The organism is Rhodococcus sp. 7Tela_A2 (assembly GCF_049311045.1).
In the GTDB taxonomy this organism is placed as follows: Bacteria; Actinomycetota; Actinomycetes; order Mycobacteriales; family Mycobacteriaceae; genus Rhodococcus.
Genome location: NZ_JAXION010000128.1, coordinates 1 through 11,284, shown reverse-complemented (window position 1 = coordinate 11,284; position 11,284 = coordinate 1). Strand labels below are relative to the sequence as shown.

Genomic DNA, 11,284 nt, shown 5'->3' with positions numbered 1-11,284 from the left:
GCGCGTGTCGCGCGGCGGGTGGTTAGCCTGTGGCCGTGAGTCACGGACACGGACACGGCCACTTCGACGGACCTGCACCACTGGGCCCGCTCGCCGCGAAGATCGTCATCGGATTGCTGGTGGCCATCGGCGCCGTCGTCCTCCTCGGAACGGTGCTGCTCTGGCCGAGCAGTCAATCCATCGACGTTCCGGCCCCGTTCCAGACCACCGGCGGTGACGCAGTGGTCACCGAAGCCGGAACAGTGGTGGAGCAAGGTCCCGGCGCGTGCGGTAGCCCGTCGTCCGGGCGCGTGTTCCCCGGCGACCCGCTGCCCCCGCCCGTCGGCGGGGCATACGAGTGCGAGCGCAGCGTCATCGCGATCGAGTCCGGTCCCAACGCCGGCGCCTTCACCTTGCTCGAGGTGGTCCCTGGTCCCGGGCAGCCCGAATTGAGCACCGGCGACGACATCCGGATCGTCCGCCAGACCGACCCCACCGGGGCCACCCAGTACTCGTTCTACGACTTCGCGCGCGGCCTGCCACTGAGCCTGGTCATCGCGACGTTCGCGATCGTCATCGTCGCCGTCGCCCGCTGGCGCGGCCTGCGGGCGCTCATCGGCCTCGGCGTCGCGTTCGCTGTGCTCGTGATGTTCATGCTCCCGGCGCTCCTCGACGGAAAGCCGGCCGTCCCCGTCGCGCTGGTCGGCGGAGCACTGATCCTCTACGCCGTGCTGTATCTCGCCCACGGGGTCAATCTGCGGACCAGTTCGGCGTTGCTCGGCACCCTCGCGTCGATGGCCCTCGCCGCATTGCTCTCGTACGTCGCGATCCGGATGACCCATCTGACGGGTCTGTCCGAAGAACAGAACACCGACGTCCAGATGTACATCGGCACCGTGTCGATCAGCGGTCTGCTGCTGGCAGGCTTCATCATCGGCTCGCTCGGTGTGCTCAACGACGTCACGATCACGCAGGCGTCGTCGGCGTTCGAACTGGCATCCCTGGATCCGCGCGCGTCGCGCCGGGAGATCTTCGCGTCCGCGATGCGGGTCGGCCGCGACCACATCGCCAGCACCGTTTACACGCTCGTGCTCGCCTACGCGGGTGGTGCGCTGCCGCTGCTGCTGCTCTTCTCCGTCGCGGGCCGGTCGATCTCCGACGTGGTCACCGGCGACGCGGTGGCCGTCGAGATCGTGCGCGCATGCGTGGGCGGTATCGCGCTGGCGCTGTCGGTTCCCCTCACCACAGCGATCGCCGCCGTGCTGTCCCGGGCCGGAAGCCCGCCGGTCGCGCCGGGCGGGGCCACCCCCCCCCCCCGGGGGGGGGCGGGCAGCCGGGCCGGTAGGTCACAGACCGGGTACGCGGAGTTCCGGTAGCCGGGGCAGTTCGATCGTCGGGAGCGGCGGCAACGTCGGTACCGGAATGTTCAGGCCCGGGATCTGCGGTTCCGGAGTCGGTTCCGGCGACGGAGGCGGCGGTACCGGTCGCGGCTCGTAGGTGGTCGTGGGCGACTCGGTGGTGGTTGTGGGAGTGACCGTCGACGGTGACACAGCGGGCGCGGGCCGTGGCCGCGTCGACGACGTCGTGGGCTGATCGAACGACTGCGTAGGACTCGTCCCGCGGCCGTCCGCAGGCGCTCCGAACACGGAGTTCCCCGCGCTCAAGGCGATACCGATCACCGCGACGACAGCCAGCGCCGACCCGGCCAGTCCGGCACCGGAGATCTGCTTGCCGCTGACCGAAGGTCCCCGCCACGACAGCGCGGCCCACCACGGCTTCGCGTCGTCGTCGGTCTTCTCCGCAGGCTTCTCCGGCGGCGGCGAGGACACCGCCGCCTTGACCACCGGAATGCGGTCGGTGTCTTCGCTGACCGGCGCGGGACGCGGAGGCACGATTCGGGTGAGCGGACTGATCGGCTGCGACGACGGCGGCCGCGCAGCGACGATCGCACCGCCCTTGGCCAGGACGAGTTCGGGTTCGTGAGGCACGACCAGCGGCAGCTTCAGCCACGAGCGCAGCACTTCCTGGACCAGCGGCACGTGCGCGCCGCCCCCGAGCAGCACCACGGCCTCGGGATTGCGGTTCGAGCGGGCGATGACGTTGTGCACGAACTGCGCGGACGACTCGACGCACTGCGAGATCAGCGGGTCGAAGGTGTCGCGCGACAGGAACACCACACCGGCCGCTCCGGGAACCGCCACGGTATCGCTCTCGGAGAGCTTCTCTTTCGCCTGCCGGCACTGCGCCGACAATTCGTTGTCGGTGCTCGGGTCGTCGGGACGCCACACGCCGTTGGTATCGAGCGCATGTTCGCGGATGGCTTTGTCGAAGACGCGGCCACCGATCGAGTCGGTCCGTTCGGCGAGGACCTGGCCGGCGCGCAGGTCGACCACGGTGACCGTCAGGCCCGCGTCGCCGAGGTCGTAGAAGACCGCGGTGTTGCTGCCCAGCTCGCCGGTCGCCTGCAGATAGGTCAAGGCCGCTTCCGGCTCGGACACGAGCGTGAAGCGGTCGAGCTTCTCGGCGGACAGTGCGGCACGCAGGCGTTCGGCCTGTGCCTGATCGCGGTAGACGAGCCCGACCGTCTCGATCGGATCGCCCGCCACGCCTGCCTGGAACAGCACGCCGAGCGTGCTCGCCGCGAGTCGCGCCGGATCGTCCTTACCGGTCTCCACGACCTGGAATTGAAAACCCGCAGAGGGTGCGGCCCGATCCACCGGACGCACGATCCGGACGGCGCTTTCCCCCACGGTTACACCGAGAACCGAACTCATGAGCCGCCTTCGACAGTTGGTCGCGCCAGCGGCGTTGTGTCTCCCCGGCGCCTTTCGAATCGCTCCGATGCTACCCAATGCCGGATACGACGCCAGGGCCGGTTCGTGGGACAGCCCCTCGCGGCGACGTCCCCTACGATCGGCGGATGCGGATTCTCTTCGTGTGCACCGGAAACATCTGTCGCTCGCCCACCGCCGAACGGTTGACCACAGCATTTGCCGCCGAGTCGGGGCGGGACGACCTCGACACCCACAGCGCGGGCACCAGGGCCGTGGTGGGACACGGCATGGAGCCCACCGCCGCGCTCGTGTTGCAGCAACTCGGGGGTGACCCGGAAGGATTCGTCGCGAGACGGCTGACTCCGGAAATCGCAGAGGACGCCGACCTCGTCCTCACGATGAGCGAACAGCATCGGGGCGACGTGATCACGCTCGCACCGCGGATGATGCGCGTGACGTTCACGCTGGCGGAAGCCGCGCGCGTGCAGCAGGCTTCGGGCGCCGCGTCCGTCGCAGAACTGGCAGAGGCCCGGGCACAGTTTCCCGCATCCGGGCCGGAAGACATCGTCGACCCGATCGGTCGCGACGAGGAGACATTCGTCGCGGTCGGATCGGAGATCGCCGACCTGCTGCTACCCCTGCTCGCCCGCATCCGGGCGTAGCCGTCCGCCGGACGCCGCGGTGTGTGGACCACGGGCCGCGGCTCCGACGAGTGACGACCCTCACCGTCGCGCACGGCCGGCGGGAACCGAGCACCTCGAGACCTCGCCGTGTTCGCCGGTCTGTAATCCGAACAGATGAACCTTGCCGAAGCATGCCCTGTGGCGTAACGGGAACCGTAGGGCGACGGATAAACCGTGTGTCGCAAGTGAATACGCAGAACATCTGCGCAGCGGCCGGTCTCGGGGAGGAGACTCGGATGGAGGCGAGGCGTCGGTCGGGGCTTCATGCCTCACGATGCGGGCTCGATTGTCGGTGACGCCCGGGGCCGTGCGCCACATGACACGAAACCTCCGACCGCCGACGCGGTACACGCCTACCACGTCGTAGGCGTGTACCGCGTCGACTCGGTGCACCCGCGACCAGTCGACGGCGCAGGCTCGAAGAAGTGGCTTACGGGGACGGCATCCCACCGTTGACGTGGATCGTCGATCCCACCACGTAACTCGATTCGGGCGACGCCAGGAACACATACGCCGGCGCCAGTTCGGTGGGCTGCCCCGCACGCCCCAGGGGTGTGTTCTGCCCGAACTCGGGAAGTTCCTCTTTCGGCTGCCCATCGGAAGGTTGCAGCGGTGTCCAGATCGGACCTGGTGCGACGGCGTTGACGCGGATACCCTTGCTGGCGAGCTGGTTTGCCAGGCCCTTCGTGAAGTTGTTGATCGCCGCCTTGGTGGAGGCATAATCCATCAGCGTCGGCGACGGCATGTACGCGACGATCGACGTGGTGTTGATGATGGTGCTCCCGGCCTCCAGATGCGCGAGCGCGGCGCGAGTGGTCCGGAACATCGCGAGGATATTCGTTTCGAACGTCTCCTCGAGTTGCTCGTCGGGCAGCTCTTCGAGACTGGTCGTCGCGATCTGCTTGCCCGCGTTGTTGACGAGGATGTCGAGTCCGCCGAGATGTTCGGCCGCGTCATCCACCACGCTGCGGCAGAAACGAGCGTCCGTCAGGTCGCCACTGAGCGTCACCGCCTTCCGGCCGCTCTCGGAGATGATGCGGGCGACGTTCTCCGCGTCAGGTTTTTCCTCGGGCAGATGTGAGATCGCGACGTCGGCTCCCTCTCGCGCGAACGCGATCGCCACAGCGGCACCGATTCCGGAATCACCGCCGGTCACGAGTGCTTTGCGCCCCTGAAGGCGACCGGTGCCGCGGTACGAGAACTCACCGATGTCGGCTCGTGGCTCGAGTTCGGATTCGTGCCCCGGTTCCGGCTGATGTTGCTCCGGGGGCGTGATCGACGGGTAGCGAGTCACGGGGTCCTGGAAGCGGAGTTGATCGGTCCGCGTTGTGTGGGCGTCCTCTTCAGCCATCAATGTCTCCCTCCATCGGGCCTTCCTGAACTGGTCGGGTGCTGCTCTGCACGTCGGCTTCCCGCTGTATGAGCACCCAAACCTCGCCTGGGTGTGGGTCCGGTAGCGGTCAGGGCTCGCGCGCTTCTTCGAGTCTGCTGATCAAGGTCGCCGCGTCGAACGGCCCGGTGTGCAAGGGAAGACCCGTGCCGGTGGCTCCGAGGTAGAACGTGGGTGTCCCGGACAGGTTGCTGGTCGCGGCGTCGAGATCGTCGTCGTCGACTCGGTGCCGGTAGCGGTCCAACCGCAGATCCTCGTCGAATCGGTCCATGTCGAGGCCCAGTCGCTCGGCGTAGTCGTAGATCTCCTCTTCGGACAGGGCGTCGCTGTGGGCGAAGAGGAGGTCGTGCATCTCCCAGAACTTGCCCTGCGCCGCGGCCGCCTCGGAAGCCTCGGCTGCGAAACGCGCGTGCGGATGCACCGCATCGAGCGGGAAGTGCCGGAAGACGTACCGGAGGTCGTCACCGAAGTGTGTGCGTACTTCCTGGATGCCCCCGGTGGCCCTGGTGCAGAACGGGCACTCGAAATCGGCGTACTCCACGAGCGTGAGCGGTGCGTTTTCCGGTCCCCTCACGTGATCTCGGCTCGGATCGACCGGACGTAACAGCACGAGTCCGGTGACGCCGTCGGTGGGGCGGCGTCGATCCGCCAACCGGAACAGCGCCCAGCCCGATCCGGTCGCGAGCACGGCTGCGACGAGTACACCGATGCGCGCATCGTTGGCGGCCTCGGGCGATTCGAACGCCAGGTCCACGATGAACAGGGAGATGGTGAATCCGATGCCCGCAAGTGCTGCCCCACCGCTGACCTGCGAGAGAGTCAGGCCCGGCGGCAGGCTCCCGGGCCGAAGACGGGAGAACACTGCGGTGGCTGCGGTGATCCCGACCAGTTTGCCCACCACCAGACCGAGGACGACCCCCCACGTGATCGGTGAGACGATCGCGTCGCCAATCGTCTCACCGGTGATCACCACACCGGCGTTCGCGAGAGCGAAGATCGGCACCACGAGAAAGGCGGTATACGGCTGATAGAACCGGAGCAACCGCTCGTTGACGGACACGGCGCGGAGAACACCGAGTTGAGCCGCGCGTGCGTAGTCGGGATTGGGTGATTGACGGAACGCCCGCGTGAGCTGACCCGCCCGTTCCACCTCGGCGCGCCGCGGCGGGTAGATGGGAAGGATCAGCGCGATCAGCACACCGGCAAGAGTGGGATGCACGCCCGACTCGTAGAAGGCCACCCACGTTGCGGCCGCGACGAGGAAGTAGGCGACGCCACGCCACACTTCGAGTCGGCGGAACTGCATGATCAACAGCAAACCCACGAAGCCGAGCAGCAGGTACCCGAGCCTCAGTTGCTCGGTGTAGAAGAACCCGATGATGGCGAGCGCGCCGATGTCGTCGGCCACCGCGAGCGCCAGGATGAACACCCGCAACCGGGCCGGGCACCGTGGTCCGACGAGCGCGAGCGCGCCCAGCACGAACGCCGTGTCGGTGGATACCACCACGCCCCACGCACCCGCAGCCTCCCCGCTCGGGTTGAGCAACAGGTAGAGCACAGCAGGCAACGCGAGACCGGCAACGGCGGCTACCAGGGGAACAGCGGCCCGCGTGCGATCGGTGAGCTCTCCGATCGTGAGTTCCCGCTTCACTTCCAGACCGACGACGAAGAAGAACAACGTCATCAGGCCGTCGTTCACCCAATTCTTCAAGTCGAGGGTGATGCCGTAGTCCCCGATCCGGATGCTCAGCGGGGTGCGCCAGAACGCCTCGTAGGAATCCCCCAGGTTCGCCCAGACGAGCGCCACGACCGTGGCGGCGAGCAGGAATCCCGCCGCCAGCGTGTCGTCATCGGTGCCGTCACGGATGCCGGCGAGCAGCCTGGACACCCGGCGGAGGTTCGTGGGATTGCCGTCGACCGTCATGTGCCCCTCCGAAGTCCGTTCCGAGTCTCCTCCGGAACACTCCAACGTCCCCTCGAAAGCGTAAAGACGACCGCGCGACATGGCAGGGTACGAACAGACACCGGTAGCGAGCGATAAGGATGCCCATGACCGACCGGACCGAGCGCGCAGCAGTCGGCGACCTCGAATTGGCCTACGAGACGTTCGGCGACGCGGACGCCCCACCCCTTGTGCTCATCATGGGTCTCGCCACCCAGATGCTCGCGTGGGACGACGAATTCTGCGGACTTGTGGCCGGCCACGGCTTCCACGTGATCCGCTTCGACAACCGCGACATCGGATTGTCCGGTCACCTCGACGAGGCCGGAGTTCCCGACCTGGGTGCGCTGCTCGGTGGACAGGGCACGCCTGCACCGCCGTACACGCTGGTGGACATGGCCGAGGACACAGCAGGGTTGCTCGACGCGCTCGGTCTCGAGTCCGCGCACATCGTCGGTGCGTCGATGGGGGGCATGATCGCCCAGCAACTCGCGATCGATCACCCCAGCCGGGTACGGAGCCTGACATCGATCATGTCCACGCCGTCGCGGGAGGTGGGTCGGACGCGACCGGAGGCGTCAGCGGCGCTGTTCCTTCCGCAGCCGACCGACCCGGACAGCGCCGCCGAACGTTCCCTTCAGGTGTACCGGGTGATCGGTTCGCCCGGATACCCGCTCGACGAATCACGTGTCGCCGACCTTGGGCGGCGATCGTTCCTCCGGAGCCACGACGCCGCCGGTGTCGCGCGCCAGTTCGCTGCGATCCTGGTCTCCCCCGACCGCACTCCGGGACTACGCAACCTGACGATCCCGACCTTGGTCATCCACGGCGAAGACGATCCGCTCGTCGAGGTGGACGGCGGAATCGCAACTGCCGACGCCGTTCCGGGAGCCCGCCTGGTGGTGGTTCCGGGCATGGGCCACAACCTGCCCCCACAGTTGTGGCCACAGCTCACCGGCGAGATCGTCGGCCATGCCCGGGCGGCAGAGAAGGGGTCCGCTGCTCGCGCGTGACGCCGGTGCGCCGCGGGAGTGCCGAAAGGCTCAGAGCGGTTTCAGGAACGAGAAGAATCCCGGCGTGTGCACCTGCCGGAGACGGGTGAGCTTGCGGTACGAAATCAGCCATACACCATCGACTCTGGTGTAACGCTCGTGGTAGTGACCCCACCCGTGTAGCGATTCCTCGGTGCCGGCGTTGTCCCACCACAACCGGTCCTCCATCGCCCAGATACCGCGGGCGGTGGTGTCGGATTCCAGCACGATCTCGGGGCAGTGCCCGTGATGCGCCGAGGTCACCTTCACCGGGCCGTCGAGCAGGTTGCTGATGGCACGCGTCAGCGCCGTACGCCCTACCACACGGCCCGATTCACCGTCGGTGCTGGGGCGTTTGTCGCCGGGCAGGCCCTGCCACGTTTCGCTGACGACGTCCTCGGTGTGCAAGGTGGGGTAGTACTCCCACTGCTTGTTGTCCATCACCCGGAGCCGGGCGGCGAAGACCCGCTCGATCTCCCGGATGGCGAGAAGTTGCTCTGCGGCACCGAGGGTGAGCGCTGGCGATTCCGAAGCGATATTCTGTGTTTCGTTCTGCGACAAGACATATCCTCCGGTCGGTGTCAGCGGGACGCTCGCGCGAGCAACTCGCGTGCGCCGGCGCTACCGTCGAGCAGCCGGGCCGTGCGGCGCGTGATCTTCCAGGCTCCGTCGATGCGCGCCAGCTCGAAGCGGTTGGCCGTGACGCGCCAGACGCGGAAGGAATCGGCATCGAGGTTGCGGCGCAGCAACAGTGAATGGCAGGTCGCGACGGCCGTGTCGCCGTCGACCCGGATGTGGACGGGATCGAGAAGGTGGCCACAGCCCTCGTTGATGTAGTCCTGATGGGGACGGGTGCGGACCATCTCGGTGATCGCGTCGCGGCCCTCCATCACCCGGATGTCGATGTCGTAGACGGCATCCTCGGCCCACAATTCGCCGACCGCGTCGGCGTCACCGGCGTCGACGGCAGGCCCGTACGCCGACAGCACCTCCTGGATCGCTGCCTTGTCTTCGAGTGCCTGGACACGCTCGAGCAGGGAAGCCACCAGAGCTGCGGTGTCGGTCATCTTGCTCCTTCGGAAGGTGCGGGCACGGACGGCCGGTGCGTTGTCCTCGTTGTACCGCGCCCCCGCAGGTGGCGCAGTTGCTGTCCCGTTCAACGGAAACATCGATGCGGGTGGGTGTGGTCCCTGCCACTGTTCGGGGTAGCGCATCGGCACACTGTGTGCGCCGGTCCCCACCCCTTATCGGGACACCACCCCACCGCTCGGCTCCCACAGCCGATACCCAGGAAGAGTCACGCCATGGGCCACGTTTTGGACAGAATCATGCAGCACGCGGACGAGATCCGCGCCGAAGGCGTCGAGGGCGACAAGCTCATGCGCCTGACCGACACGACCGCGAAGCACCTGCGCGAGTCCGGCATCATCCGCACGTTCCAGCCCAAGGAGTACGGCGGATTCGAAGGCCATCCCCGTGAGGCCGCCGAGACCGTCATGGCGCTCGGCGCACTCGACGGCGCGACGGGCTGGGTCGCCGGCATCGTGGGTGTCCACCCGTGGGAGCTGGCATTCTTCGATCCGAAGGCCCAGGAGGAGATCTGGGGCGCCGACAACGACATGTGGATGGCGTCGCCGTATGCGCCCATGGGTGTCGCGGTGCCGGTCGACGGCGGTTACATCCTCAACGGGCGCTGGGCATTCTCGTCCGGCACGGATCACTGCGGATGGATCATGATCGGAGCGGCAGTCGGAGACAAGGACGGCAACCGGACCGACAAGGTCCTGCACGTCGTGCTTCCCCGCTCCGATTACGAGATCGACCAGGACAGCTGGAACGTCATCGGCCTGCGCGGCACGGGCTCGAAGGACCTCATCATCAAGGACGCCTTCATCCCCGAGCACCGCACCCTCGACGCGGAAATCGTGCTCAGCGGCAACGGCTGGCGTCACGCCGGGCGCGACGAGACGCTGTACAAGTTCCCGTTCTCCTACATCTTCCCGCTGGGCATCACGTCGTCGCTCATCGGCATGACCGAAGGCGCGCTCGCCTGCTACATCGCGGCCCAGAAGGAGCGGGTCCAGGTCACCGGCGTCCCGATCAAGGAAGACCCCTACGTTCTCTTCGCGATCAGCGAGGCCGCATCCGAGATCTCCGCCTCGCGACTGGCTCTGCTCGAGACCGTCGACCGCTTCTGGGACAAGACCGACCGCGGTGAAGAGATCAGCTTCGAGGAGCGGGCAATCGGCCGGCGCACCCAGATCTCGGCGGCGTGGCGTGCAGTGCGTGCGATGGACGAGGTCTTCGCCCGCGCCGGCGGTGCGGCCGTCCACCTGAAGACGCCGATGCAGCGTTTCTGGCGCGACGCGCACGTCGGCTTGACCCACGCCATTCACGTGCCCGGCATGATCTACCACTCGGCCGCCCTCACCCAGCTCGGCGGCGAGCCGCAGGGCGCATACCGCGCAATGATCTGATCCACCTACTACTTTCGAGGAACAACTGACATGACAGAGTTACGGGGTCTCGGTTACCTCAGGATTCAGACACAGGACGTGCCGCGCTGGCGCGAACTGCTGCTCGACGGCCTCGGTATGGCCGAGGGTTCCGGTCCCGAGCAGGACGGGTTCTACGCACGCGTCGACGAGCGTCGCTCCCGCATCCAGGTCCTGCCCGGCGATTCGGACAAGGCACTGGCCGTGGGCTGGGAAGTACGTGACGAGTTCGCACTCGAGCGTGTGCGTGAAGCGGTCGAGAAGTCCGGCCGGACGGTGGAGGTGCTCTCCCACAAGGAGGCCACCTACATCGACGCGGAAGGTGCCATCGCGTTCGAGGATCCGTCCGGTACGCGCCTCGAGGTGTTCTTCGGCCCGGTTCTCGACCACAGCCCCGTGGTCACCCGATTCGCGGGACGCTGGGTCACCGGACGCCACGGCCTCGGTCACGTGGTGCTGCCCTCGGCGAACTTCGCCGAGACGTACGAGTTCTACACGCAGGTACTCGGGTTCCTGCCGCGCGGTTCGATCCGTCTCGACGAGGACGGCCTCGTCCGCGTGCGCTTCCTCGGCATCAACGAGCGCCATCACAGCCTCGCGCTGTGCCCGGCACCGCCGAACGAGGAGCCCGGGCTCGTGCACCTGATGACCGAGGTCGACACCCTCGACGCAGTGGGTCAGGCCCTCGATCGGGTCAACCGCATGGACTTCTCGATCTCCTCGACGCTGGGCCGCCACACCAACGACAAGATGATCTCGTTCTACGTCCGCGCACCGGGCGGATGGGATCTCGAGTTCGGTACCGAAGGCATGCTGGTCGACGAACGGTTCTACACGTCCGAGGAGATCACCGCCGACGCGTACTGGGGCCACGACCAGACCGGCTCGGAGCCGCTGAAGGCGTTCGCACCGCCCGCCGGATAGCGCGGGTCAACGTACCCCGCAAGCACACTCGCTCAGAAGCGGGGGGGGGGGGGGGGGGCGGGGGCG

Annotated in this window: 10 protein-coding genes; 5 read left to right on the top strand and 5 right to left on the bottom strand. The window is 67.4% G+C overall.

Annotation, left to right across the window (positions count from 1 at the left end; translation table 11 throughout):
- Nucleotides 1–35: 35 nt before the first annotated feature.
- The gene (locus TVH25_RS18505; protein WP_422425140.1) at nucleotides 36–1,355 is read left to right on the top strand and encodes a YibE/F family protein; all 1,320 of its coding nucleotides are present in this window, start codon (nucleotides 36–38) and stop codon (nucleotides 1,353–1,355) included.
- Here the strand turns inward: TVH25_RS18505 and TVH25_RS18500 are convergent.
- Entirely contained in the window at nucleotides 1,326–2,753 is a 1,428-nt protein-coding gene (locus TVH25_RS18500) for an Hsp70 family protein (RefSeq protein ID WP_296550507.1), read from the bottom strand. The two genes, TVH25_RS18505 and TVH25_RS18500, sit on opposite strands and share 30 nt — an antisense overlap.
- A 146-nt stretch (nucleotides 2,754–2,899) precedes the next feature.
- On the opposite strand from TVH25_RS18500, the gene TVH25_RS18495 reads away from it, so the two are divergent.
- Nucleotides 2,900–3,415, top strand: coding sequence for a protein tyrosine phosphatase (locus TVH25_RS18495; protein WP_422425137.1), 516 nt, complete (start codon nucleotides 2,900–2,902; stop codon nucleotides 3,413–3,415).
- A gap of 451 nt (nucleotides 3,416–3,866) precedes the next feature.
- On the opposite strand, the gene TVH25_RS18490 is transcribed toward TVH25_RS18495, so the two are convergent.
- Together TVH25_RS18490 and nhaA are read right to left on the bottom strand one after the other, a co-directional pair.
- Nucleotides 3,867–4,787 (bottom strand): SDR family oxidoreductase, encoded by a 921-nt coding sequence (locus tag TVH25_RS18490; protein WP_296550505.1) that lies wholly within the window; start codon nucleotides 4,785–4,787, stop codon nucleotides 3,867–3,869.
- A 109-nt stretch (nucleotides 4,788–4,896) separates the two neighbouring features.
- Nucleotides 4,897–6,750 (bottom strand): Na+/H+ antiporter NhaA, encoded by a 1,854-nt coding sequence (nhaA, locus tag TVH25_RS18485; RefSeq protein WP_296550504.1) that lies wholly within the window; start codon nucleotides 6,748–6,750, stop codon nucleotides 4,897–4,899.
- A 125-nt stretch (nucleotides 6,751–6,875) separates the two neighbouring features.
- Between nhaA and TVH25_RS18480 the strand changes: the two genes are divergently transcribed.
- Nucleotides 6,876–7,781 (top strand): alpha/beta fold hydrolase, encoded by a 906-nt coding sequence (locus tag TVH25_RS18480; RefSeq protein WP_296550503.1) that lies wholly within the window; start codon nucleotides 6,876–6,878, stop codon nucleotides 7,779–7,781.
- Between the two features lie 30 nt (nucleotides 7,782–7,811).
- On the opposite strand, the gene TVH25_RS18475 is transcribed toward TVH25_RS18480, so the two are convergent.
- Nucleotides 7,812–8,360 carry a nuclear transport factor 2 family protein gene (locus tag TVH25_RS18475; RefSeq protein WP_296550502.1) on the bottom strand — a complete coding sequence of 183 codons (549 nt, stop codon included), beginning with the start codon at nucleotides 8,358–8,360 and terminating at the stop codon, nucleotides 7,812–7,814.
- 20 nt (nucleotides 8,361–8,380) lie between these two features.
- Complete coding sequence (locus TVH25_RS18470; RefSeq protein WP_296550501.1) at nucleotides 8,381–8,866, bottom strand: nuclear transport factor 2 family protein; 486 nt, start codon at nucleotides 8,864–8,866, stop codon at nucleotides 8,381–8,383.
- Between the two features lie 237 nt (nucleotides 8,867–9,103).
- Between TVH25_RS18470 and TVH25_RS18465 the strand changes: the two genes are divergently transcribed.
- Together TVH25_RS18465 and bphC are read left to right on the top strand one after the other, a co-directional pair.
- Entirely contained in the window at nucleotides 9,104–10,276 is a 1,173-nt protein-coding gene (locus TVH25_RS18465; protein ID WP_296550500.1) for an acyl-CoA dehydrogenase family protein, read from the top strand.
- A 30-nt stretch (nucleotides 10,277–10,306) separates the two neighbouring features.
- Complete coding sequence (gene bphC, locus TVH25_RS18460) at nucleotides 10,307–11,218, top strand: biphenyl-2,3-diol 1,2-dioxygenase (protein WP_169618944.1); 912 nt, start codon at nucleotides 10,307–10,309, stop codon at nucleotides 11,216–11,218.
- The last annotated feature ends 66 nt before the right edge of the window (nucleotides 11,219–11,284 follow it).